The sequence below is a fragment of the Rhodobacter capsulatus genome (assembly GCF_005144475.1).
Classification (GTDB): domain Bacteria; phylum Pseudomonadota; class Alphaproteobacteria; order Rhodobacterales; family Rhodobacteraceae; genus Rhodobacter; species Rhodobacter capsulatus_C.
In genome coordinates this window covers 57,957-80,116 of the sequence record NZ_SWJZ01000014.1, presented here as the reverse complement: position 1 = coordinate 80,116, position 22,160 = coordinate 57,957, and the positions used below count along the sequence as shown (strand labels likewise).

21 protein-coding genes are annotated in these 22,160 nt (G+C 66.6%); 13 read left to right on the top strand and 8 right to left on the bottom strand.

All coding sequences use genetic code 11. The annotated features are described in order from the left end of the window. The coding region (locus FBT96_RS04900) for a pseudouridine synthase (protein ID WP_136905214.1) at window positions 1–1,347 on the bottom strand (1,347 nt) is incomplete at its 3' end. A gap of 119 nt (window positions 1,348–1,466) precedes the next feature. On the opposite strand from FBT96_RS04900, the gene FBT96_RS04895 reads away from it, so the two are divergent. The 3 genes from FBT96_RS04895 (at window position 1,467) to FBT96_RS04885 (ending at window position 3,823) form a co-directional block, all read left to right on the top strand. Next, complete coding sequence (locus tag FBT96_RS04895; RefSeq protein WP_136905213.1) at window positions 1,467–1,916, top strand: nucleoside deaminase; 450 nt, start codon at window positions 1,467–1,469, stop codon at window positions 1,914–1,916. 451 nt (window positions 1,917–2,367) lie between these two features. Then, window positions 2,368–3,300: an NAD(+) diphosphatase gene (gene nudC / locus FBT96_RS04890; RefSeq protein WP_136905212.1), complete on the top strand. Its 933-nt coding sequence runs from the start codon at window positions 2,368–2,370 to the stop codon at window positions 3,298–3,300. Between the two features lie 64 nt (window positions 3,301–3,364). Then, window positions 3,365–3,823 (top strand): SRPBCC family protein, encoded by a 459-nt coding sequence (locus tag FBT96_RS04885; protein WP_136905211.1) that lies wholly within the window; start codon window positions 3,365–3,367, stop codon window positions 3,821–3,823. Between the two features lie 148 nt (window positions 3,824–3,971). On the opposite strand, the gene FBT96_RS04880 is transcribed toward FBT96_RS04885, so the two are convergent. Continuing rightward, window positions 3,972–4,811: a prephenate dehydratase gene (locus tag FBT96_RS04880; RefSeq protein ID WP_136905210.1), complete on the bottom strand. Its 840-nt coding sequence runs from the start codon at window positions 4,809–4,811 to the stop codon at window positions 3,972–3,974. Window positions 4,812–5,011: 200 nt separating this feature from the next. On the opposite strand from FBT96_RS04880, the gene FBT96_RS04875 reads away from it, so the two are divergent. The 6 genes from FBT96_RS04875 to FBT96_RS04850 all read left to right on the top strand — a co-directional run bounded on the left by FBT96_RS04875 (window position 5,012) and on the right by FBT96_RS04850 (window position 12,744). Further along, window positions 5,012–5,611, top strand: coding sequence for a c-type cytochrome (locus tag FBT96_RS04875; RefSeq protein WP_249306309.1), 600 nt, complete (start codon window positions 5,012–5,014; stop codon window positions 5,609–5,611). 123 nt (window positions 5,612–5,734) lie between these two features. Beyond that, window positions 5,735–7,627, top strand: a complete 1,893-nt coding sequence (locus tag FBT96_RS04870; protein WP_136905209.1) for an extracellular solute-binding protein — start codon at window positions 5,735–5,737, stop codon at window positions 7,625–7,627. A gap of 47 nt (window positions 7,628–7,674) precedes the next feature. Beyond that, window positions 7,675–8,826 carry a microcin C ABC transporter permease YejB gene (locus tag FBT96_RS04865; protein WP_136905208.1) on the top strand — a complete coding sequence of 384 codons (1,152 nt, stop codon included), beginning with the start codon at window positions 7,675–7,677 and terminating at the stop codon, window positions 8,824–8,826. Next, window positions 8,826–9,932, top strand: a complete 1,107-nt coding sequence (locus FBT96_RS04860; protein ID WP_136905207.1) for an ABC transporter permease — start codon at window positions 8,826–8,828, stop codon at window positions 9,930–9,932. The genes FBT96_RS04865 and FBT96_RS04860 overlap by 1 nt, the downstream gene beginning before the upstream one ends. Continuing rightward, a complete protein-coding gene (locus tag FBT96_RS04855; RefSeq protein WP_136905206.1) occupies window positions 9,929–11,521 on the top strand; it encodes an ABC transporter ATP-binding protein in 1,593 nt (530 codons plus the stop codon). The genes FBT96_RS04860 and FBT96_RS04855 overlap by 4 nt, the downstream gene beginning before the upstream one ends. Continuing rightward, window positions 11,518–12,744 (top strand): glycosyltransferase, encoded by a 1,227-nt coding sequence (locus tag FBT96_RS04850; protein WP_136905205.1) that lies wholly within the window; start codon window positions 11,518–11,520, stop codon window positions 12,742–12,744. Before FBT96_RS04855 ends, FBT96_RS04850 begins: the two co-directional genes overlap by 4 nt. A gap of 93 nt (window positions 12,745–12,837) precedes the next feature. On the opposite strand, the gene rsgA is transcribed toward FBT96_RS04850, so the two are convergent. Both rsgA and hemN read right to left on the bottom strand, forming a co-directional pair. Next, on the bottom strand, window positions 12,838–13,872 hold the full coding sequence (rsgA, locus tag FBT96_RS04845) for a ribosome small subunit-dependent GTPase A (protein ID WP_136905204.1): 1,035 nt from the start codon (window positions 13,870–13,872) through the stop codon (window positions 12,838–12,840). A gap of 254 nt (window positions 13,873–14,126) precedes the next feature. Further along, window positions 14,127–15,482: an oxygen-independent coproporphyrinogen III oxidase gene (hemN, locus tag FBT96_RS04840; RefSeq protein ID WP_136905203.1), complete on the bottom strand. Its 1,356-nt coding sequence runs from the start codon at window positions 15,480–15,482 to the stop codon at window positions 14,127–14,129. A gap of 57 nt (window positions 15,483–15,539) precedes the next feature. On the opposite strand from hemN, the gene fnrL reads away from it, so the two are divergent. Beyond that, complete coding sequence (fnrL, locus tag FBT96_RS04835; protein ID WP_055212649.1) at window positions 15,540–16,286, top strand: transcriptional regulator FnrL; 747 nt, start codon at window positions 15,540–15,542, stop codon at window positions 16,284–16,286. Further along, window positions 16,279–16,662, top strand: a complete 384-nt coding sequence (locus FBT96_RS04830; RefSeq protein ID WP_136905202.1) for a DUF4087 domain-containing protein — start codon at window positions 16,279–16,281, stop codon at window positions 16,660–16,662. The genes fnrL and FBT96_RS04830 overlap by 8 nt, the downstream gene beginning before the upstream one ends. A 12-nt stretch (window positions 16,663–16,674) precedes the next feature. On the opposite strand, the gene FBT96_RS04825 is transcribed toward FBT96_RS04830, so the two are convergent. The 4 genes from FBT96_RS04825 to FBT96_RS04810 all read right to left on the bottom strand — a co-directional run bounded on the left by FBT96_RS04825 (window position 16,675) and on the right by FBT96_RS04810 (window position 20,376). After that, the gene (locus tag FBT96_RS04825) at window positions 16,675–17,448 is read right to left on the bottom strand and encodes a FadR/GntR family transcriptional regulator (RefSeq protein ID WP_136905201.1); all 774 of its coding nucleotides are present in this window, start codon (window positions 17,446–17,448) and stop codon (window positions 16,675–16,677) included. 102 nt (window positions 17,449–17,550) lie between these two features. Continuing rightward, window positions 17,551–18,225: an OmpA family protein gene (locus tag FBT96_RS04820; RefSeq protein ID WP_055212652.1), complete on the bottom strand. Its 675-nt coding sequence runs from the start codon at window positions 18,223–18,225 to the stop codon at window positions 17,551–17,553. Window positions 18,226–18,347: 122 nt separating this feature from the next. Continuing rightward, window positions 18,348–19,223 (bottom strand): methylated-DNA--[protein]-cysteine S-methyltransferase, encoded by an 876-nt coding sequence (locus FBT96_RS04815; protein WP_136905200.1) that lies wholly within the window; start codon window positions 19,221–19,223, stop codon window positions 18,348–18,350. A gap of 217 nt (window positions 19,224–19,440) precedes the next feature. Further along, window positions 19,441–20,376 (bottom strand): Hint domain-containing protein, encoded by a 936-nt coding sequence (locus FBT96_RS04810; RefSeq protein WP_169583217.1) that lies wholly within the window; start codon window positions 20,374–20,376, stop codon window positions 19,441–19,443. A gap of 155 nt (window positions 20,377–20,531) precedes the next feature. Between FBT96_RS04810 and nth the strand changes: the two genes are divergently transcribed. Both nth and FBT96_RS04800 read left to right on the top strand, forming a co-directional pair. Further along, window positions 20,532–21,176: an endonuclease III gene (nth, locus tag FBT96_RS04805; protein WP_136905198.1), complete on the top strand. Its 645-nt coding sequence runs from the start codon at window positions 20,532–20,534 to the stop codon at window positions 21,174–21,176. Then, the gene (locus FBT96_RS04800; protein WP_136905197.1) at window positions 21,173–22,159 is read left to right on the top strand and encodes an adenosine kinase; all 987 of its coding nucleotides are present in this window, start codon (window positions 21,173–21,175) and stop codon (window positions 22,157–22,159) included. Before nth ends, FBT96_RS04800 begins: the two co-directional genes overlap by 4 nt. Window position 22,160: the final 1 nt, after the last annotated feature.

The window sequence follows — 22,160 nt, the reverse complement described above, 5'->3', positions numbered from 1 at the left end:
GGCGTAGGGCTTGCGGTCACCGTCTTCGCGGCGGGCGTAGGGCTTTTTCTCGCCATCGCGCGGGGCGTAGGGCTTGCGGTCGCCATCTTCGCGGCGGGCGTAGGGCTTTTTCTCGCCATCACGCGGGGCGTAGGGTTTGCGGTCGCCATCTTCGCGGCGGGCGTAGGGTTTCTTCTCGCCGTCGCGCGGGGCGTAGGGCTTGCGGTCACCGTCTTCGCGGCGGGCGTAGGGTTTCTTTTCGCCATCGCGCGGGGCATAGGGCTTGCGGTCGCCATCTTCGCGGCGCGCATAGGGCTTTTTCTCGCCATCGCGCGGGGCGTAGGGTTTCCGGTCGCCGTCCTCGCGACGCGCGTAGGGCTTCTTCTCGCCGTCGCGCGGGGCGTAGGGCTTGCGCTCGCCATCCTCGCGATGCGATTTCATGCCGAAGGACTTCGGCTTGCGATCGCCCTCGGCCCCGGCGAAATCGCGCTGACGGCCAAAGCCCTTGCGCTCTTCGCCTTCGGCGCCTTCGGGGCGCGGCCTGCGGGCCCCGGGCTTCGGCGCCATCCGTTCCGAGCGCGGCGGCTTGCCGTCTTCGATGCCCGAAAGCAGACGGTCGCCCAGCTGATCGCGCAGCATCTTGCGCTTCACCTCGACCACCGCACCCGGTTCCATGTCATTGAGCCGGAACGGGCCGTAGCTGACCCGGATCAGCCGGTTCACCGTCATGCCGACCTCGGTCATGGCGCGGCGGATCTCGCGGTTCTTGCCCTCGCGGATGCCGACGGTCAGCCAGGCATTCGCGCCCTGCTGGCGGTCAAGGCTGACTTCCATCGGCTGGAAATCCTCGCCCTCGATGGTGATGCCGCGGCGCAGCGGATCAAAGGTCTCGGTCGTCGGGCGGCCGTTCACCCGCACGCGATATTTGCGCAGCCAGCCGGTTTCCGGCAGCTCGAGCCGCCGCTTCAGCCCGCCGTCATTGGTCAGCAGCAGCAGGCCTTCGGAATTGAGGTCAAGCCGGCCGACGTTCAGCACGCGCGGCATTTCCTCGGGCATCTCGTCGAAAATCGTGCGGCGGCCCTGTTCGTCCTTCTCGGTCGTCACCAGGCCAAGCGGCTTGTAGTACAGCCACAGCCGGGTTTCCTGCGGCGCGTCGATCGGCTTGCCGTCGATCACCACCTTGTCCGTGGGCTTCACGTCCAGCGCGGGGCTGGTGACCTTCTTGCCGTTCACCGTCACCCGGCCCGCAAGGATCATCTTTTCCGCATCGCGGCGCGAGGCGACGCCCGAGCGCGCAATCACCTTGGCGATGCGTTCGGCCGTATCGGCAGTCAGAGTCGGGGCGGGGGTTTCGTGAATATCGTTCATGACCGATCCTTCAAGGGGAGGGGGCGCGCGACCATCGCGGGCGAAGCGCCCTTCCTACACCTGTCGCGCCGGTTTGGAAAGCGGCTTGATCGCGCTGGGTTTGCGGGCGATGAAAGGCGATGCAGTTCAAAAGCCACATGCAGGCCGCGCTGGCCGAGGCCGAAGCCGCCGCCACCCGCGGCGAGGTGCCGGTGGGCGCGGTGATCGTCGCCCCCGACGGCCGGGTGATCGCGCGGGCGGGCAACCGCACCCGCGAGCTGAACGACCCGACGGCGCATGCGGAAATCCTTGCGATCCGCGCGGCTTGCGCGGTGCTGGGCTCCGAGCGGCTGATCGGTCACGACCTTTATGTCACGCTGGAACCCTGTCCGATGTGCGCGGCGGCGCTGTCGGCGGCGCGGATCGCGCGACTTTATTACGGGGCGGGGGATCCGAAATCGGGCGGCGTGGCGCAGGGGCCGCGGATCTTCGCGCATCCGCAATGCCACCATGTTCCCGAGGTCTATGACGGCATCGCCGCCGAACCCGCGGAACGGCTGTTGAAGGCGTTTTTCGCGTCCCGCCGCTGAACCTCTCGCCGCTGAGAGCTGTCGGTTCCCGGAAGTCGTCGGGGCGACGTGGCAGGGAGGAGGAGGCCACGTCGCCCCAAGGCCACCTTGCGCGGCCGGATGGGTCAGCACCTTGCGGCGCCTCGTCAGTCTTGCACCTTTGCGGTGCACTGTCAGCTTTGCACCTTTACGGTGCGGGTCCCCTGTCGGACTTTTTTCTTCCTTTTCCTGACCTTGCCGCGGCGCGGCGCGCAGGGGAACCGGCAACGGCGCGCAGCGGGCGCAAAAACCGGCATTGATCCGAAACGAAGCCTGTTTCCGGGGGCAATGCCGCAAATTGCGGCACTGCAGCAACGAACGGGCCATCCGGAGCCTGATTCCCGCCCCGCACCAGCGCCCCCTGCGCGGGGCTGTGACTGGTCAAGCCGCCCCGCCCATGCCACAACCGGCGCGATGCAAGCGGAGTGCGGCGATGACGGATGCGAACCTGCCGGAGTTTCTTGGCTTTGCCGGACCCGAGGACGGGTCGGGGCTTGACCGCGCGGCCAGGCTGCGCGCCGATCCCGCGGCTTTGGAGGCGGCCTGGGCCGATCCCGCCGCGCGCTGCATCGGCTTTGTCGCGGGCGATGTGCTGATGGCGCCCGAGGGCGCCGCGGCCGATCCGGTGACCGGGCAGGGGCTCTGGTCGGCGCCGCCCGCGGCCCAGGACCCGCAATGGCGCGTGTTTCTGGGGCTGATCGGCGAAACCCCGGTCTTTGCGCTCGATCTGCCCGAGACGGCCGCGCCCGCGGGGGCCGAGCGCGCCGATCTGCGCTGGATGATCCCGCGGCTTTGCGCCCGCTCGGCCGAGCTGGCGGCGACCGCGCGCGGGCTGCTTGTCTGGCATCGCTTCCACGGCTTCTGCCCGGCCTGCGGCGGCGCCACGCGGATCACCCATGCCGGCTGGCAACGCGACTGCCCGGGCTGCGGCCGCGTGCAGTTCCCGCGCACCGATCCGGTGGTGATCATGCGGATCACCCGCGACGATCAGGTGCTGCTCGCCCGCTCTCCGGGCTGGCCCGAGGGGCTGCATTCCTGCCCGGCGGGCTTCATGGAACCGGGCGAGACCCCGGCGGCGGCGGTCCGGCGCGAGGTTCTGGAGGAAACCGGCCTCCGCGTCGGCGCGGTGCGGTTTCTGGCCGCGCAACCCTGGCCGTTTCCGGCCTCGCTGATGCTGGGCTGCGCGGGGGAGGCGGCCGCCGGGGCGATCACCCCGGATCCGACGGAAATCGAGGCGGCGCTTTGGGTGGGCCGGGCGCGGCTGGCCGCCGTTCTGGCGGGCCGCGATCCGGCGATCCGGCCGCCGCGGCCCGGCACTGTGGCGCGCTGGATGCTGCGCGATTGGCTTGCGCACCCGGCCGATTGACAGCCGCGGGGGCTTTGGGCAAGGGAATCGGGTGGCCAAAGCGGTCACCTTATCGGAGGCAGGCATGAAATTCAGCAACCGCGTCGACGTGGCCCTGCCCGCCGACACGCTCTTTGAACAGCTCACCGACATCCCCGCGCTGGAACGCGCCGCGATGAAGAAGGGCGTGGTGATGCGCAGGCTCGATTCGCTGGCCGAAAAGGGCGCGGGCCTGTCCTGGGACGTGGGCTTCCGGCTGCGCGGCAAGCCGCGGCAGATGGTCATCGACGTCACCCGCTATGACGCGCCGGTGCGGATCGACTACAGCGGCATCTCCTCGGGGTTCGAGGTGACGCTGGTGCTGGAATTCACCGCGCTCGCGCCGCGCCGCAGCCGGATGGCGACGCTGTTCGAGATCAAGCCGCGCACGCTGGGCGGGCGGCTTTTGCTGCAATCGGCGCGGCTGGGCCGGGCCAATCTTGACCGCCGCTATGACGAACGGATCAAGAGCTTCCTGCGCGATCTGGAAAGCCGCGCCGCCTGAGGGGCAGGGCAGGGGGGCTGCGCGCCCCCCTCTTGCCCTGCGGCCAATTCACCCCTGCGGCGTATTTTGCCAAGGAAAACGCGATGTTTCTTCTTGGGGAAACTACGCTGGGGGGAGTCCGAAGGACGGGGGGCAAGGCCCCCCTTTTTCATTCTTGACGGCGCGGATCGGCCGGATAGGTGCCCAGGATGTGCAGATACGAGGTGAAATAGCGCAGCTCGTCGAGCGCGAGGCGGACGTTTTCGTCGTCGGGATGGCCCTCGATATCGGCGTAGAACTGCGTCGCGGTGAAGGAGCCGTCGAGCATGTAGCTTTCCAGCTTCGTCATGTTCACGCCATTCGTCGCGAAACCGCCCATCGCCTTGTAAAGCGCGGCCGGGATGTTGCGCACTTCGAAGACGAAGGTGGTCATCATCCGGGCGCCGCGGCGGCGGTCGTCGGGCTGACGGCCCATCACAAGGAAGCGGGTGGTGTTGTGGCCGTGATCCTCGATGTCGCGGGCGAGCACATCAAGCCCGTAGATCGAGGCGGCGAGGTCCGAGGCCAGAACCCCCTCGCCCGGGGTTTTCGTGCGCGCAAGTTCGGCCGCGGCGCCCGCGCTGTCGGCGGCGGCATGACCGGCGATGCCATGCGTGCGCAGGAACCGCGCCGATTGCGGCAAAAGCACCAGATGCGCCCGCACATGCCTGATGTCGTCAAGCTTCGTGCCCGGCAGGCTCATCAGCGCGATGCGCACGCGCAGGAAATGCTCATCGAGGATATGCAGCCCCGATTCCGGCAAGAGCCGGTGAATGTCGGCGACCCGGCCATAGGTCGAGTTCTCGACCGGCAGCATCGCAAGCTCGGCCCGGCCCTCGCGCACGGCGTCGATCACCTCCTCGAAGGTGGCGCAGGGCAGCGGATCCATTCCCGGCCGCGCCCGGTTTGCGGCCTCATGCGAATAGGCCCCCAATTCCCCCTGAAAGGCGATCACGCCATTTCCCGCCATGCTTGCATTCCCCTGACAGTCGATCCGCCCCCTTGATGTCGCAAAGACCGGGCCAAGAAAAGCGCCGATCTGCCGTCAAGCCCCTGATCCGCGCCTTTTTATCGCGCCCCAAACGCAATTTGCCGCGCGAATGAACCTTGAAATGTGCAAGGCGAAGCGCGTAGATGCGCCAACCGCACATGCCAACCGCCGGGGGAGCCATGCTCGTCAAGACGCACATCACGAAGATTGGGGTCACGCTGTTCGCCGTGGCCCTGTTCTACGGGTTCATCTACATGCTTTCCAACTCGCTCTTCGCGACGCGACCGGCCACCGCCGTTGCGGTCGGTGCGGACGGGAAGGCCCTGCTGCCCTCGGTCGACGAGGCCGCGATGCCCGCCAAGGCGCCCGCCGCTGCCGCGCCCGCCGCCGAGGCTGCCGAAGCCGCCGCCCCGGCCGAGCCTGCAGCGCCGCCGCCGCCCGCCTATGTCGAAGTGGACCCGGCCACCATCACCGGCGATGCGAAAGCCGGCGAAGAAAAGTTCAACAAGACCTGCAAGGCCTGCCACAAGATCGATGGCAAGAACGCTGTCGGTCCGCATCTGAACGGCGTCATCGGCCGCGCCACCGCCACCGTCGAAGGCTTCAAATATTCGACCGCGATGAAGAACCATGTCGGCAACTGGACGCCCGAGCGTCTCGACATCTATCTGGTCAGCCCGAAAGCCGAAGTGCCCGGCACCAAGATGTCCTTCGTCGGTCTGCCCGAAGCTGCAGACCGCGCCAACGTGATCGCCTATCTGAACACGCTGCCGCGCTGAGCGCCGCGACAGAAATTCCGGGGGCCGTACCGCAAGGTGCGGCCCTTTCCTTTTGCCCTCACATCTTTGCAACTTGCCCCGGCGCGGCCTTCGCCCTTTAGTGGGACAAAAGGGGAGAGAGACATGGCGAAAGCGGCAGTGCGGGTGGCGGTGCGGGATCGGCGGGGGGACATGCTCCGCGCCCTTGGCGGCGGGCTTCTGGCTTTGTGTCTGGCCAGCGGGCTTGCGGGTCCGCTGCGCGCCGGGGAAACGATCACCGCGGCAGCCATCGCCACTTTGGGCACGGTGAAATATCCGCCCGATTTCAAGCATCTGGATTATGTGAACCCGAAGGCGCCGAAGGGCGGCGAGATTTCCGAATGGACGCCCTACGGCTTTGACAACTTCAACCCCTACACGATCGAGGGCCGCGCCGCGCCCCTGTCCAGCGCGCCGCAGGAAAGCATGCTGACCGGCACCGCGGATACGGTGGGCGAGGCCTATTGCCTGCTCTGCGAAAGCTTCGAATACCCGCCCTCGCGCGATTGGGTGATCTTCACCCTGCGCCCCGGCATCACCTTTTCCGACGGCACGCCGCTGACGATCGAAGACGTGCTGTTTTCCTATGAAACGATGCGCGACAAGGGCTTGTCGAGCTTCCGCGCGGTTGTCGCGCAGCAGATCACCGCGGTCGAGGTGCTGGACGCACGCCGGATCAAATTCACCTTCAAGCCCGATTACCCGAAGCGCGACATCATCCAGGCGGCGGGCGGCTTTCCGGTGTTTTCAAAGGCGCAGTTCACCCGCGACAAGATCGATCTGGCAAAGCCCGTGCCGGTCGAGCTGATCGGCTCGGGGCCCTACATGCTCGACAGTTTCAAGATGGGCCAGACCGTGGTCTGGAAGCGCAACCCCGCCTATTGGGGGGAAAAGCTGCCGATCAATCTCGGGCGCGCCAATTTCGACCGCATCCGCGTCGAATATTACGGCGATTACCAATCCGCCTTCGAGGGGTTCAAGGCGGGCAGCTACACCTTCCGCAACGAGGCCAGCTCGATCATCTGGGCGACGCAATATGACTTTCCGGCGGTGCAGGCGGGCACGGTGGTCAAGGCGCAGCTGCATGATGGCAGCGTGGCGAACGGGCAGGGCTGGGCGATCAACCTGCGGCGCGAAAAGTTTCAGGACATCCGCGTGCGCCAGGCGCTGGGGCTGATGTTCAACTTCGACTGGTCGAACGAGACGCTGTTTTACGGGCTTTATGCGCGGATCAATTCGCCTTGGGAAAACTCGGATCTGGCGGCGACGGGCACACCCTCGGCGGCGGAACTGGCGCTGCTGACGCCCTTGGCCAAGGACCTGCCCGAAGGCGTTCTGACCGATCCGGCGGTGATGGCGCCGGTGTCGGGCAAGCGCCAGCTGGACCGGGCGAACATGCGCAAGGCGGCGGCGCTTCTCGATGCGGCGGGCTGGGCCGTGGGCGCGGACGGGCTGCGGCGCAATGCCAAGGGCGAGCTGTTGCATGTCGAATTCATCAACGACAGCCAGACCTTTGACCGGGTGATCAACCCTTATGTGGAAAACCTGCGCGCGCTGGGGGTGGATGCGGTGCATCTGCGGGTCGATGATGCGCAGCATCAGGAACGCAAGGCGCGGCATGACTTCGACCTGATCACCGGCCATTTCGGCCAGGACCTGCTGCCCGGCGCCGATCTGCAGCAATATTTCGGCTCGGCCGCGACCGCGGATGCGTTCAACCTGGCGGGCATCGCCAATCCGGCCATCGACGCGCTGATCCGCAAGGTCGAGGAAGCGGCGAGCCGGGAAGAGCTGATCCCCCGGGTCCATGCGCTGGACCGGGCGCTGCGCGGGCTTCATTTCTGGGTGCCGCAATGGTTCAAGGACAGCCACACCGTCGCCTATTACGACATCTACGAGCACCCCGAGACGCTGCCGCCCTATTCTCTGGGAGAGCTGGACTTCTGGTGGTATAACGCCGAGAAGGCTGCAAAACTGAAAGCGGCAGGGGCGCTCTAGGGCTTTTTGCGCGCGGAAAAGTTGCAAAACTGCAAGGCAAGGGAACGATGGGCGCCTATATCCTGCGGCGGTTGATGCTGGTTGTGCCGACGCTTTTCGGCATCATGCTGATCAATTTCGCGCTGACGCAATTCGTGCCCGGGGGGCCGATCGAAAGCATCATCGCCCGGGTGCAGGGGGAGTCCGATGCCACGCGCAACCTGACCGGCGGCGCCGATGCGGGGCAGGGCCAATCGGCCGAGGACATGGGCTATCAGGGCGCACGGGGGATTTCCCCCGACCTGCTGGCGCAGCTCGAAGTGCAGATGGGCTTTTCGCGCATCACCTGCGCCGAGGGCTTCACCGGCACGCCGAACCTGAAGGACCCGGCCTGCACGCGCGAAAAGATCCCGGCGCATGAGCGGTTCTTCAAGATGATGGGCGATTACCTCGTCTTCGATTTCGGCAACAGCTTCTTCAAGAACAAGTCGGTGATCGATCTGGTGATCGAGAAACTTCCGGTCTCGATCTCGCTGGGGCTCTGGTCGACGCTGCTCGCCTATCTGATCTCGATCCCCTTGGGCATCCGCAAGGCGGTGAAGGACGGCACCAGCTTCGACACCTGGACCTCGGCCGCGATCATCGTCGCCTATGCCATTCCGACGCTTGTGTTTTCCGTCCTCTTGATGGTGCTGTTCGCGGGCGGCAGCTACTGGAAGATCTTCCCGCTGCGCGGCCTCACCTCGGATGATTTCGACACGCTCTCGCTGGGCGGCAAGGTGCTCGATTACCTCTGGCACATCTGCCTGCCGACGATTGCGATCACGCTGTCCTCCTTCGTCACGCTGACGCTGTTGACGAAGAATTCGTTCCTGGACGAGATCAACAAGCAATATGTGATGACCGCCCGCGCCAAGGGGCTGACCGAATCCCGCGTGCTTTACGGCCATGTCTTCCGCAACGCCATGCTGATCGTCATTGCGGGGTTTCCGGGGCTGTTCCTCTCGGTCCTCTTTTCCGGCTCGCTGATCATCGAGACGATGTTCTCGCTCGACGGCCTCGGCCTTCTGGGCTATCAGGCCGCGGTCGAGCGTGACTATCCCGTTGTTTTCGGCTCGCTTTATGCGTTCGGGCTGATTTCGCTGGGGATCGGGATCCTCTCCGACATCACCTATACCCTTGTCGATCCGCGCATCGACTTCGAGCGGAGGGCCGGTTGATGGCCTTGTCACCCCTTGCGCAGCGCCGCTGGCGCAACTTTCGCGCCAACCGCCGCGCCTTCTGGTCGCTGATCGTCTTTACGACGCTGTTCGTCCTGTCGCTTTTCGCCGAGCTGATCGCCAATGATCACCCGATCGTGGTGCGCTACCGCGGCGAATTCTTCTTCCCGGTCTATCAGTTCTACCCCGAAACCGCCTTTGGCGGCGATTTCCGCACCGAGGCGATCTACACCGATCCCGCCGTGCAATGCCTGATCGTCACCGGCGGGCGGAGCGAATGCTGGGATACGCCCGAGGACACCCGGAAAGAGGCCGAGACCAGTGGCACCGTTGGCGGCGAAGCCATTGAAAAGGGCTGGATGATCTGGCCGGTGATCCCCTATCACTACCGCACGATCAACGATGTCGGCACCGCGCCCTCGGCCCCAGATCGCGACCATTGGCTGGGCACCGACGACACCGCGCGCGATGTGGCGGCGCGGGTGATCTACGGCTTTCGGATCTCGGTCGCTTTCGCGCTGATCGTCGCCTCGGTCTCCTCGGTGCTGGGCATCGCGGCGGGGGCGGTGCAGGGCTATTTCGGCGGCAAGGTCGATCTGATCTTCCAGCGGCTCTTGGAAATCTGGTCCTCCACCCCCTCGCTTTACGTCATCATCATCCTGTTCGCGATCCTGGGGCGCAGCTTCTGGCTGCTTGTGGGGGTGACGATCCTGTTTGGCTGGCCCGCGCTGACCGGCGTCGTGCGGGCCGAGTTCCTGCGCGCGCGCAATTTCGAATATGTCCGCGCCGCCCGGGCGCTGGGGGTTTCCGATCGCGTCATCATGGTCCGCCACATCCTGCCGAATGCGATGGTCGCCACCATCACCATGCTGCCCTTTGTCATCACCGGGGCGATTTCGGGGCTGGCGACGCTTGATTACCTTGGCTACGGGCTGCCCTCCTCGGCGCCCTCGCTTGGGGAACTGGCCCTGCAGGCGAAACAGCATCTGCAGGCGCCCTGGCTGGCCTTTACCGCCTTTGTCACCTTCGCCACCATGCTCTCGCTGCTTGTCTTCGTGTTCGAGGGCCTGCGCGATGCCTTTGACCCGCGCAAGGTGTTCAAATGACCCCCGTTCTCACCGTCGAAAATCTGCGCGTCAGCTTCCGTCAGGAGGGCCGAGAGGTGCCCGCCGTCAAGGGCGTCAGCTTCACCGTGGAGAAGGGCGAAACCGTGGCGCTGGTGGGCGAATCCGGTTCCGGCAAGTCGGTGACGGCGCTGTCGACCGTGTCGCTTCTGGGGCCGAATGCGCGGGTTCAGGGCTCGGTCCGCTATCTGGGTCGCGAGATGGTGGGGGCGGATGAGCCCACGCTGCGCGATGTGCGCGGCAATGACATCAGCTTCATCTTTCAAGAGCCGATGACCTCGCTCAACCCGTTGCATTCGATCGAAAAGCAGATTGCGGAAAGCCTGGCGCTGCATCAGGGGCTGAGCGGTGCCGCGGCGCGGGCGCGGATTGTCGAGTTGCTGACCCGGGTCGGCATTTCGAACCCGGAAAGCCGTCTGGGGGATCTGCCGCATCAGCTGTCGGGCGGGCAGCGGCAGCGGGTGATGATCGCGATGGCGCTGGCGAACGGGCCGGAGCTGCTGGTGGCGGATGAGCCCACGACGGCGCTGGATGTGACGATTCAGGCGCAGATCCTCGAGCTTCTGGCGGAACTGAAACGCGATCTGGGGATGAGCCTTCTGTTCATCAGCCATGATCTGGGGGTGGTGCGGCGCATCGCCGACCGGGTCTGCGTGATGCGCCGGGGCGAGATCGTCGAACAGGGCCGGACCGAGGAGATTTTCGCCAATCCGCAGCATCCCTACACAAGGAAGCTTCTGGCGGCGGAACCTGTGGGCCGGGCGGAACCCGTGCCCGAAGGGGCCGAGCCGCTCTTGCAGGCCGAGGCGCTGAAGGTCTGGTTTCCGATCAAGCGCGGGCTGTTGCGCCGCACCATCGGCCATGTGAAGGCGGTGAAGGACGCAAGCCTGTCGGTGCGGGCGGGGGAAACCCTTGGCATCGTGGGGGAATCCGGCTCGGGGAAAACCACGCTGGCGCTGGCCCTGATGCGGCTGATCGAAAGCGAGGGGCCGGTCCGCTTTGCCGGGCAGGATATTTCGCGCTGGCAGGCGAAACAGCTGCGGCCCTTGCGCCGCGACATGCAGATCGTGTTTCAGGACCCGTTCGGCAGTCTCAGCCCGCGCATGACGATCGAGCAGATCATCGCCGAGGGGCTGACGGTGCATGGCGTCGAGCCGGGCCGCAACCGGCGCGAGATGGTGGCGGAGATCATGGCCGAGGTCGGGCTCGATCCCGCCGCGATGGCGCGCTATCCGCATGAATTCAGCGGCGGGCAGCGCCAGCGCATCGCGATTGCCCGGGCGATGATCCTGCGGCCGCGCGTCGTCGTGCTGGATGAGCCGACCTCGGCGCTGGACATGACGGTGCAGGTGCAGATCGTCGATTTGCTGCGCGATCTGCAGCGCCGTTACGGGCTGGCTTATCTGTTCATCAGCCATGATCTGCGCGTGGTGCGGGCGATGGCGCACAAGATCATGGTGATGAAGGAGGGCGATGTGGTCGAGGCCGGTCCCGCGGCGCAGATTTTCGAACGCCCCGTTTCCGACTATACCCGCGCGCTGATCGCCGCGGCTTTGGGAAAACCCGCATGAAGATCCTGTTCGTCCATCAGAATTTTCCCGGCCAGTTTCCGCATCTTGCCCCGGCGCTGGCGGCGCGCGGCCACGAGGTTCTGGCGCTGACGACGGAAACCAACACCCGCGCCGCGCCGGTGAAGGTGGTGAAATACCGCAAGCCTGCCGAGGTGAAGCTGGAGCCGCGGCTGACGAAAATGTATGCCGAGGTGAGCGAGCGCGGCCTGCGCGCGGCCCTTGCGGCGCGGCAGTTGCGCATGAGCCATGATTATGTGCCCGACGTGATCTTCGGCCATCCGGGCTGGGGCGAGACGCTGTTCCTGCGCGAGGTCTGGCCCGAGGCGAAGCTGCTGGTCTATGCCGAGCTGATGTATAAAACCACCGGGCTGGATACTGATTTCGACCCGGAATTCGCCAAGCCCGGGCTGGAAAGCCGGATCTCGACCACGGCGCGGTCGGCGCATCTGATTCAGTCGATCGTGCAGGCGGATGCGGCGCTCTCGCCCACGGAATTTCAGGCCTCGACCTTCCCGCCCGAGCTGCGCGCCAAGATCACCATCTGCCATGACGGGGTGAACACGGCGCGGCTGGTGCCGAACCCCGCGGCGCGCTACACCGTGCCGGGCACCGGCCTGACGCTCTGCGCGGGTGACGAGGTGGTGACCTTCATCAACCGCTCGCTTGAGCCCTATCGCGGCTATCACACCTTCATGCGGGCCTTGCCCGAGGTGCTGGCGGCGCGGCCCGCGGCGCAGGTGCTGATCATCGGCGAGGAGGGGCAAAGCTATGGCGCGGCGCCCGCCGAGGGGTCGTGGAAGCAGAAGTTCCTGGACGAGGTGAAGGATCGCCTCGATCTGAGCCGGGTGCATTTTCTGGGCCGCGTGCCCTATGCCGATTTCGTCGCGATCATGCAGATCGGCCGGGTTCATGCCTATCTGACCTATCCCTTTGTCCTCAGCTGGTCGCTGATGGAGGCGATGTCGGCGGGGGCGATGGTGGTGGGCTCGGACACGGCGCCGCTGCGCGAGGTGATCGAGGACGGGGTGAACGGGCGGCTGGTCGGGTTCTTCGACATCAAGGGCTGGTCGGCGGCGCTGATCGATGCGCTGGCGCGGCCCGAGGCTTACCTTGAGATGCGCAAGGCGGCGCGGGCCTCGGTGGTGGCGAAATATGATCTGGAAAGCCAGTGCCTGCCGCGGCTGATCCGCTTTGTCGAAACCGCGGGCGGCACGTTGAGCTGACGTCCGGGGGGGATTGCGCCCTCCTTGGGCGGGCAAGCCCGCCGCGCGTCGGGCGCGGTGGGGGCGATGCCCCCACCGGCCCCCGAACCGACGTCAGTCGCCGCGCAGCCGGGATTTGTCGCGCAGCGCTGCGCGGGTCCTCTTGCCGAAGGCGCGGTCGCGGGCATGGGCCTCGGCCAGGGTTTCGGAATTGATCCGATCCTCGCGGCGCAGCTTTTGCCAGCGCGCCAGCCGCGCCGGATCGACGGTTCCCGCGCCGATCGCCGCCTGCACCGCGCAGCCCGGCTCGGTCTGATGGTTGCAATCGGCAAAGCGGCACTGCCCCGCCAGCGCGTCGAGATCGTCGAAGGTCGCGGCGATCCCCGCCCCCGCATCACTGAGCCGCAATTCCCGCATGCCGGGCGTGTCGATCAGCCAGCCGCCCTGCGCGAGCCGGCGCAGATGCCGCCCGGTGGTGGTGTGGCGGCCCTTCGCATCGTCTTCGCGGATTGCCGCCGTGGCCTGAACCGCGCCGGTCAAGGCATTGGCAAGCGTGGTCTTTCCGACACCCGAGGAGCCAAGCAGCGCCACCGTCTGGCCGGGGCGGCACCAGTCGGACAGCCGATCGCCCGGGGCGCGGGCGTCCAGCGGCATGACCGGCACGCGGCGGTCGATCGCCGCGGCGCGGTCCTGCCAGGCCGCGGGGTCGGGGGGGATGTCGGCCTTGGTCAGCACCACCACCGGGGCGACCGCGGCGGCGCGGGCGAGCGCCAGATAGCGCTCGATCCGGGCCGGGTTGAAATCGGCGTTGCAGGAGGTGACGATGAACAGCGTGTCGACATTGGCGGCGATCAGCTGCCGGTCCGCCCCGGTGCCCGCGGCGCGGCGGGCCAGCGTGCTGCGCCGGTCCAGCAGGCGCACCAGCCGGGCGCCGTCGTGCAGCGCCCAATCGCCGACGGCGATGTCGGCGGTGCAAAGCGCGGGTGGCAGCATCAGGTTGAGCGGGCCGGTGCGGCCAAGCGCCTCGATCCGGGTGCGATGCACCGCACTGATGCGGCAGGGGAGGAGGGCAGACAGTTCGTCCAGCGTGAGCTGGCGCAGGAAATCGGGCGCCCAGCCGAGATCGGCGAGCGAAAAAGTGTCGGTCATCAAGGTGATCCTCGCAGGACACTGAAAGACAGGCGCCAGGGCGCCGGTGACGTTCAGGGGGCACGAGGCTTCGGCGGTCAGACCGCCCGGCAAACCCCGGCCCGGAGGCGCGCAAGATCCGACAAACATCCCTCCTGTGCTGGTTTCGCCCAGTTTACGCCCTTCGTGGCAAAACGCCAGCCCGAAGCGGCGGGGGAAAAGAAATGGGCGCCTTGCGGCGCCCAGTCTGCCCTTCCCTTGTTATGGAAGCGCCCTCAGATCGCCGAGCTGTGCCCGGCTTTCGAGAGGTCATAGGCATCGAAGTGACGCGCGATCATCCGCGTCAGCGGGCGGCCGTGCTCGGGGATTTCCAGCCCCGCGTCGGTCACCACCACCATGTCTTCGAATTTCGCGACGCAGGCGGCGAATTCGGCATCGAGACCCGCCGGATCGGCGCCCCATTGGTCGACCAGCTCGGCCTTGTCGGCCTTGAAGTCGCACATCAGCATCTCGATCAGACGGCCGCGCATCAGGTCTTCTTTCGAGAACACGAAACCGCGGTGGGTCGAGAACTTGCCCTCGCGGATCGCCGCCGTATAGGTGCCGGTCGGGCTTTCGTTCTGCGCAAAGCCCTGCGGGAAGCGCGAGATCGACGAGGCGCCCAGCCCCACAAGGGCTTCGGCCTGATCGTCGGTGTAGCCCTGGAAGTTGCGGCGCAGCTTGCCCGCCTTCAGCGCGGTGGCCAGCCCGTCATGCGGCAGCGCGAAGTGGTCGATGCCGATCACGTCATAGCCCGCCTTGGTGAAGAGCTCGCGCGAGAGGTGGAACAGCTCCAGCCGCTCGGGCGGCGTCGGCAGGTTTTCCGACGGAATGAGCGATTGCCTGCGCGACATCCACGGCACATGCGCGTAGCCGTAAAACGCCACCCGGTCCGGTTTCAGCGACAGCACCTTTTCGACGCTTTCGGTCATCTTCTGCGGCGTCTGATGCGGCAGCCCGTAGAGGATGTCGGCGTTCAGGCTGTTGATGCCGCGGTCGCGGATCATGTCGACGACCATCTTCGTCACTTCGAAGCTCTGCTCGCGGCCGATCACCGACTGGATGAAGGGGTCGAAATCCTGAATGCCGACCGAGGCCCGGTTCATCCCCGATTGCGCCAGCGCATCCATGCGTTCGTCGTCGATCTCGTTCGGGTCGATCTCGACCGAGAATTCGCCCTTCTCGCCCAGCGGCACGGCTTCGAACACGGCTTCGGCGATCTTGCGCATCGACTCCGCAGGCAGCAGCGTCGCGGTGCCGCCACCCCAATGCAGGCGCGACAGTTTCACGCCCGGCGCGAGGTGCGATTTCAGCATCGCGACCTCCTTGATCAGCGTCTCGGCGTAGGTCTTCACCGGCGCATCGGTCTGCGTGCCCTGGGTGCGGCAGGCGCAGAACCAGCACAGCCGCCGACAGAAGGGCACGTGCATGTAAAGCGAGATCGACGCCCCCGCCGGAATCGCCTCGATCCACTCGATGAACTGCGAGGGGCCGATATCCTTGGAAAAATGGGGTGCGGTCGGGTAGCTGGTGTAGCGGGGCACCTTGGCGTCGAAGAGGCCGAGCCGGGCGAGTTGCGATTCATGTTTCATGGGCGTATTGTATCCTTCACGACGCGCACAAAGTATTGACCCAAATCAAGCAAGGCAATGTCTCACGACGACGCTCATCCGGTCTCGCTACAATGCGGAGACTGCCCGATCAGGCATCGGGCCGTCTGCGCCAGATGCGAGAGTTCCGAACTCGATGAACTCGAGGGCGCGAAGTATTACCGGAGCTTCGAAGCGGGTCAGACGGTGATCTGGTCGGGCGACAAGATGGACTTCGTCGCCTCGGTCGTCTCGGGGATCGCGACCCTGACCCAGACCCTCGAAGACGGTCGCACGCAGATGGTGGGATTGCTCTTACCCTCTGATTTTGTTGGAAGACCTGGCCGCGATCGCGCCGCTTACAACGTCACCGCGACGACCGACATCCTGATGTGCTGCTTCCGCCGCAAGCCCTTCGAAGAGATGATGGAGCGCACGCCGCATATCGCGCAGCGGTTGTTGCAGATGACTTTGGACGAGCTTGATGCGGCGCGTGAATGGATGCTTTTGCTCGGTCGCAAGACCGCGCGCGAGAAGATCGCCTCGCTTCTGTCGATCGTCGCGCGCCGCGATGCGTCGATTCGTCACCGCAAGATGCGGGGCCGTCTGACCTTCGATCTGCCGCTGACGCGCGAGGCGATGGCGGATTATCTGGGCCTCACGCTCGAAACCGTCAGCCGGCAGATGTCGGCGCTCAAACGCGACGGGGTGATCGAGCTGGAGGGGAAACGTCACGTCACGGTGCCCGACATGGAGCGGCTGCTGGTCGAGGCGGGCGATGACAATGACGGAGGTCTGATTGCGTAAGATCCTGACGCTGGCGGGGCTGCTGGCGCTGACCTCGGGGGCGGCTTTCGCCGAGGCCCGGTCGGAAACCCGCTGCGGCTGGTTCGTCAATCCGACGCCGGGGAATTTCTACCTGACCGATGCCGAGGGGGACTGGTGGTTCGCCTCGCAGGGCTCGCTGGAGGTCGGCGGCTGGGAAAACCTCGATTGGTCGGATGCCGACTTCGGCGCGGACTGGGTCGCGACGAATGGCTCTTACGGCTATGGCTGCGCCTGTGCCGCGGGCGATTACGGCCGCGCCGCCGAGGGCGAGGTCTGGTTCATCGACACGCTGAAGGCGCTGCCGCTGGCGAAATGCCTGCGCGATCCGGCCCTGCCGCCGCCGCCGCGGGACTGAGCCGGGGCCGGGTCAGACCGTCTTCGCGCTTTGGTGTTGCAGCCGCAGCCGCGCCAGCGCCTCGTGCCGTTCGGCCTTGCGCAATTCGGTCAGCGCCAGTTCGACGAAATCCATATGCGCCGCCACCGCCGTCCGCGCCGCCCCGCCGTCGCGCGCCTGAATCGCCGCGTTGATCGCCCGGTGCTGGTCCAGCAGCGCCTCGCGCGTGGAGCGGTTGCGGAACATGATCTGGCGGTTGTAGAACACGCCCTCGGACAAAAGATCGAACATCGCCCGCATCATGTGCAGCATGATGATGTTGTGGCTCGCCTCGACGATCGCCATGTGGAATTGCGCATCCAGCGCCGCCTCGTCGGCCGGGTTGCGCTTGCCATGCGCCGTTTCCATCCGCGTCAGGATCGCGTCGATCACCTTCAGATCGGTGTCCGAGCCCATCTTTGCCGCGCGTTCCGCCGCCATTCCCTCAAGGTCGCGCCGGAAGGCGAGATAGTCGAAGACCGCCTGATCGTTGCGGGCGAAAAGCCGGATCAGCGCGGGCGAAAACGCCGAGCCGAGCACTTCGGCGACGAAGATCCCCGATCCGGCGCGGGTGGTCAGCAGGCCCTCCTGCTGCAGCTCGGCCACCGCCTCGCGCAGCGACGGCCGCGACACCGCAAGGCGTTCGGACAATTCGCGTTCCGATGGCAGCCGCTCGCCGGGGCGCAGCACGCCCTCGACGATCAGATTCTCGATCTGACGCACCACGGCCGAGGCAAGTTTCTCGGATTCGATCTTCTGGAATGGCATGTCTCTCTCCCGTGGTCAGAAACTATGACCAATGGGAAAGACGGGCAATGGGAAATGGACAGGCCGGGCGCGGGGCCCGGCCTGCCGACGCATTTGCCCGGCTCAGCGGTTCGGGCGGATGATGAATTCGACGCGGCGGTTTTGCGCCTTGCCCGCGGCGCTGAGGTTCGAGGCCACCGGCTGTTCCTCGCCGCGGCCATAGGCGACGACGCGATAGGAGGGCACCCCGGCGCCGATCAGAAGGCGCGAGACCGAATTGGCGCGGTCTTGCGACAGGCGCTGGTTATAGGCGGCGTCGCCGTCCGAATCGGTGTGGCCGACGACATCGACGGTGGTGTCGGGATAGCGGTTCAGGCTGCCCGCCAGGGTGTAAAGATCGCGCTGCAGATCGGGGCGCACGGCGGCGCTGTCGACGGCAAACAGCACGTCTTGCGGCATCGTCACGATCAGGCGGTCGCCCTGACGCACGACGGACACGCCGTTGGTGTCCAGATCGCGGCGCAGCTCTTGCGCCTGCTTGTCCAGCTGGTTGCCGATGGCGCCGCCGATCAGCCCGCCGACGATCGCCCCGGCGGCGGCCTTTTCCAGCCGTTCGTCGCCGTTGCTGGTGGCGCCCAGAACGCCGCCGATCAGCGCCCCGGTGATCGCGCCGCCGCGGGTGTTGGCATTGGGATCGGCGCTCGACGATCCGCTGTAGCCCTGGCTGTAGGGCTCGGTGCAGGCGGAAAGCGCGAAAAGCCCGGTGCAGGCGAGAAGGAGGGTGGAGGTCTTGGTCATGGATCTGCCCTTGTGCTTGCGGCCATCGCGGCCGTTGTCCCATTCTACGACAGATTTTCGGCGCCGTTCCATGCCCTGTGCAAGCTTGGCGGATTTTTGCGCATCAATTTCAGGCGAGACGGTCAGAGCCCGGCTTCGTGTCTGGCCGCCTCGCGGGCGAGCAGCGCCCGTTTCAGCCCCAGCCCCCAGTGATAGCCGCCAAGCCCCCCCGAGGCGCGCAGCACCCGGTGGCAGGGGATCAGCACCGCGACCGGGTTGCGCCCGACCGCCGTGCCCACCGCCCGCACCGCGCGCGGGCTACCGATGCGGGCGGCGATCTGCGCATAGCTGCGGACCTCGCCCGAGGGGATGGCCAGAAGCGCCTCCCAGACCTTGATCTGAAACGGTGCGCCAAGGACGCAAAGCCGCGCTTCGCCGCCAGAGCCGAAAGCCGCCGCGACCCAATCCGCCAGCGGCGCCGGGTCTTCGGTCAGCCGCGCGCCGGGCCAGCGTGCGATCATGTCGGCAAAGGCCGCGTCCGGGCCCAGCTCCTCGGTGAAGGCAAGGCCGCACAGGCCGCGCGCGGTGCCAAAGCCCAGCACCGGGCCGAAGGGGCTGTCGAAGCGCCCCCAGCGGATCACCAGCCCGGCGCCGCCCGCAGCCAGTTCGCCCGGCGTCATCGCCTCCCAGCGCAGGATCAGATCGTGCAGCCGCGAGGGGGCAGAGAGCCCCGCCGTCTCGGCGACCTGATCGAGCGGCAGCTTCTGCGCCAGCAATTCGCGCGCAAGGCCAAGCGAGAGATATTGCGTGTAGCGTTTCGGCGAGACCCCGGCCCAGGCCGAAAAGACGCGCTGGAAATGCGGCGCCGACAGCCCAAGCCGCGCCGCGAGGTCTTCGAGCGGGATCTGCACCGGGCGGCCCGCCGCCCGCGCCTCGGCCTGGGCGGCGTCGATTTCGGCGATTGCCCGGGCGATCAGGCGGTAGTGATACTGGTCTTCAAGCGGGATCGGGTCGGACATGGGCACGCCTTTCGTTGTGCCATCCTAGCCCGGGTTGTGCGGTCCGGGCGACCCGAAAGCTGCGGTTTCGGCGGGGAAGGGGGGCGCTGCCCCCCGTCCGCAAGCGGACGCCCCCCGGGATATTTGCACCAAGGTGAAAGCCGGGCCGCAAGCGGGCGGGCCGCGCCGGGGGGGGCGTGTCAGGGGGGGGCGCGTCAGGGGGGGCAGCCGGGCCGGGTCAGGCGGCGACGCGGCGGGCGCGGGCCAGACGTTCGCGGCGGAACATCGCCACTTCCCAGTTTTCGAGCCAGGCGCGGGCGGGATCGTCATGGCCCGCCCTGACGCGGGGCGCGATCGCGCCGCGGATGCGGTCGGGCAGCAGCGACAGATAACCGGCGTCGGCATGGACCGAGCTGACCCACATCCCCTCGGCCAGCACGATTTCGGGGCTGGCGAGCAGCATCGAATAAAGCTTTTGCGGCCCCGCCCCGGCCTCGGCCTTGGGCAGCGCATCGCGGGCCCGGGCGAACATCTCGGATTCGCCGAACCAGAGTTCGAGTTCATGCCCGGCCAGAAGCACCCCGGTTCCGGGCGACAAGAGCACGTCGCGTTCAGGTTGCGCCGCGCCGAAACAGGCGGCGGCAAGCAGAAGGGGCCGGGTTTCGGCGGGCGCGCGGCGCGGCATCGTGTGCTGGCCGACCCAGAGCAGCGGCTGATAGCCGTTGTCGCGCGTCAGCACCCGGTCGCCCGGACGCAGCCAGTCGATCGGCATCGGACCCTCGGCGGTGGCGATCGTCGTGCCGCCGCCAAGGCAGGGCAGGGCGGCGATTTCCTCGGGGCTGGCGGCGCGGGCGGGCAGGGCAAAGGGCTCGGCCTCAAGGTAATCGATGCCGGGCGTCAGCCGTTCCGAGGCCATGTAAAGGCACAGCACCCCGGCAATTTCGATCCGGTCGAGCCGGATCGTGCCGCCATCCGGTTTTTGCAGCACCAGCGGCACATCGGCGGTCATCTGCCCCTCGGCGACGACATGGCCCATCGCATCGCGCAGCTCTGTCCCGGTGTCGCCATGGACAAGCTGCCACAGCATCGTGGCGGCGTCGAAATCGTGGTCGAGCGACCACAGCCCGTGCTCGGCATCGAAGCCCAGCACCGAAACCGGATAACCGTAATCCATGTCACCTCCTGCAGCTTGCAGATACCCGCCCATCTTTCCGCATCACGGCAAACGAAACGTTAAGAACGGCGGCGAATTGTCCGCAATTTATCGATTTCGGTTAATCCTGCGCGTGCCCTCTTGCCCCGTGCGGGATCGGCGGGCAGAAGGGGGCCATGGTTGCGCAGCTTGATTACCCGACGATGAAGGAGGTCTTCCGCCGTTTCGCGGCGGCCAATCCGCATCCCGAGGGCGAGCTGGAACATGTGAACGCCTTTACCCTGCTGGTCGCGGTCGCGCTCTCGGCGCAGGCGACCGATGTGGGGGTGAACAAGGCGACCCGCAGCCTGTGGCCCGTGGCCGACACGCCGCAAAAGATGCTGGCCTTGGGCGAGGAGGGGCTGACCGAACATATCCGGTCGATCGGGCTTTACCGCACCAAGGCGAAGAACGTGATCGCGCTGAGCCGTCTGCTGATGGAGCGCTTCGACGGTCAGGTGCCGTCCTCGCGCGCGGCGCTGCTCAGCCTGCCCGGGGTCGGGCGCAAGACGGCGAATGTCGTTCTGAACATGGGCTGGGGCCACCCGGCGCAGGCGGTCGACACCCATATCTTCCGCGTCGGCAACCGCACCGGCATCTGCCCGGGGCGCGATGTGGACGCGGTCGAGCGCGCCATCGAAGACACCGTGCCGGTGGAATTTCAGCGCCACGCGCATCACTGGCTGATCCTGCACGGGCGCTATATCTGCACCGCCCGCAAACCCCGCTGCGCCGATTGCCTGATCCGGGATCTGTGCCGTTACGAGGAGAAGACCGCATGAAGAAGTATCAGGTTGTCGGCATCGGCAACGCCATCGTCGATGTGATCGCGCAATGTGACGACGCATTCCTGGCCGCGATGGGTATCGAAAAGGGCATCATGCAGCTGATCGAGCGAGATCGCGCCGAAAAGCTTTATGCCGCGATGGCGGAACGGACCGAGGCGCCCGGCGGCTCGGTCGGCAACACGATCGCGGGCCTGGGCAACCTTGGCCTGACGGCGGCCTTCATCGGCCGCGTCGCCGATGACACCTTGGGCCGTTTCTACAAGGCCGCGCTGAATGCCGAGGGCACGGATTTCCCGAACCCGCCGGTGAAGGGGGCCGATCTGCCCTCGTCGCGCTCGATGATCTTCGTGACGCCCGATGGCGAGCGCTCGATGAACACCTATCTGGGGATTTCGGCGGAGCTTTCGACCGAAGACGTTCCGCTTGAGGTCGTTGAAAACACCGAAATCCTGTTCCTTGAAGGCTATCTTTTCGACAAGGATCACGGCAAGGCCGGGTTCCTCAAGGCGGCGCAGGGCTGCCACCGTGGCGGCGGGCGGGCGGGGATCTCGCTTTCGGATCCGTTCTGCGTCGATCGCCACCGCGACAGCTTCCGCCGTCTGGTGAAGGACGAGATGGATTTCGCGCTGGGCAACGAGCACGAATGGACCTCGCTTTACCAGACCGATCTGGACAGCGCGCTGCAACAGGCGGCCTCGGACTGCGGGCTGGTGGTCTGCACCCGCTCGGGCGCCGATGTGGTGGTGATCCGCGGCACGGAACGGGTGGAAGTGCCGGTGCATCGCGTCGTGCCGGTCGATGCGACGGGGGCGGGCGATCAATTCGCGGCAGGCTTCCTTTATGGCATCGCCACCGGGCAAAGCCTTGAGATCGCGGGCAAGATGGGCTGCATCGCCGCGGCCGAGGTGATCAGCCATTACGGCGCGCGGCCGGAAACCGACATTCTGGCGCAGTTCAAGCAGGCCGGGCTGCTCTGAT

Excerpts from the sequence above, each read along its gene's own strand:
- FBT96_RS04895 (WP_136905213.1), top strand. The coding sequence starts at position 1,467 with ATGCAGTTCAAAAGCCACATGCAGGCCGCGCTGGCCGAGGCCGAAGCC.
- nudC (WP_136905212.1), top strand. The coding sequence starts at position 2,368 with ATGACGGATGCGAACCTGCCGGAGTTTCTTGGCTTTGCCGGACCCGAG.
- FBT96_RS04885 (WP_136905211.1), top strand. The coding sequence starts at position 3,365 with ATGAAATTCAGCAACCGCGTCGACGTGGCCCTGCCCGCCGACACGCTC.
- FBT96_RS04880 (WP_136905210.1), bottom strand. The coding sequence starts at position 4,811 with ATGGCGGGAAATGGCGTGATCGCCTTTCAGGGGGAATTGGGGGCCTAT.
- FBT96_RS04875 (WP_249306309.1), top strand. The coding sequence starts at position 5,012 with ATGCTCGTCAAGACGCACATCACGAAGATTGGGGTCACGCTGTTCGCC.
- FBT96_RS04870 (WP_136905209.1), top strand. The coding sequence starts at position 5,735 with ATGGCGAAAGCGGCAGTGCGGGTGGCGGTGCGGGATCGGCGGGGGGAC.
- FBT96_RS04865 (WP_136905208.1), top strand. The coding sequence starts at position 7,675 with ATGGGCGCCTATATCCTGCGGCGGTTGATGCTGGTTGTGCCGACGCTT.
- FBT96_RS04860 (WP_136905207.1), top strand. The coding sequence starts at position 8,826 with ATGGCCTTGTCACCCCTTGCGCAGCGCCGCTGGCGCAACTTTCGCGCC.
- FBT96_RS04855 (WP_136905206.1), top strand. The coding sequence starts at position 9,929 with ATGACCCCCGTTCTCACCGTCGAAAATCTGCGCGTCAGCTTCCGTCAG.
- FBT96_RS04850 (WP_136905205.1), top strand. The coding sequence starts at position 11,518 with ATGAAGATCCTGTTCGTCCATCAGAATTTTCCCGGCCAGTTTCCGCAT.
- rsgA (WP_136905204.1), bottom strand. The coding sequence starts at position 13,872 with ATGACCGACACTTTTTCGCTCGCCGATCTCGGCTGGGCGCCCGATTTC.
- hemN (WP_136905203.1), bottom strand. The coding sequence starts at position 15,482 with ATGAAACATGAATCGCAACTCGCCCGGCTCGGCCTCTTCGACGCCAAG.
- fnrL (WP_055212649.1), top strand. The coding sequence starts at position 15,540 with ATGTCTCACGACGACGCTCATCCGGTCTCGCTACAATGCGGAGACTGC.
- FBT96_RS04825 (WP_136905201.1), bottom strand. The coding sequence starts at position 17,448 with ATGCCATTCCAGAAGATCGAATCCGAGAAACTTGCCTCGGCCGTGGTG.
- FBT96_RS04820 (WP_055212652.1), bottom strand. The coding sequence starts at position 18,225 with ATGACCAAGACCTCCACCCTCCTTCTCGCCTGCACCGGGCTTTTCGCG.
- FBT96_RS04815 (WP_136905200.1), bottom strand. The coding sequence starts at position 19,223 with ATGTCCGACCCGATCCCGCTTGAAGACCAGTATCACTACCGCCTGATC.
- FBT96_RS04810 (WP_169583217.1), bottom strand. The coding sequence starts at position 20,376 with ATGGATTACGGTTATCCGGTTTCGGTGCTGGGCTTCGATGCCGAGCAC.
- nth (WP_136905198.1), top strand. The coding sequence starts at position 20,532 with ATGGTTGCGCAGCTTGATTACCCGACGATGAAGGAGGTCTTCCGCCGT.
- FBT96_RS04800 (WP_136905197.1), top strand. The coding sequence starts at position 21,173 with ATGAAGAAGTATCAGGTTGTCGGCATCGGCAACGCCATCGTCGATGTG.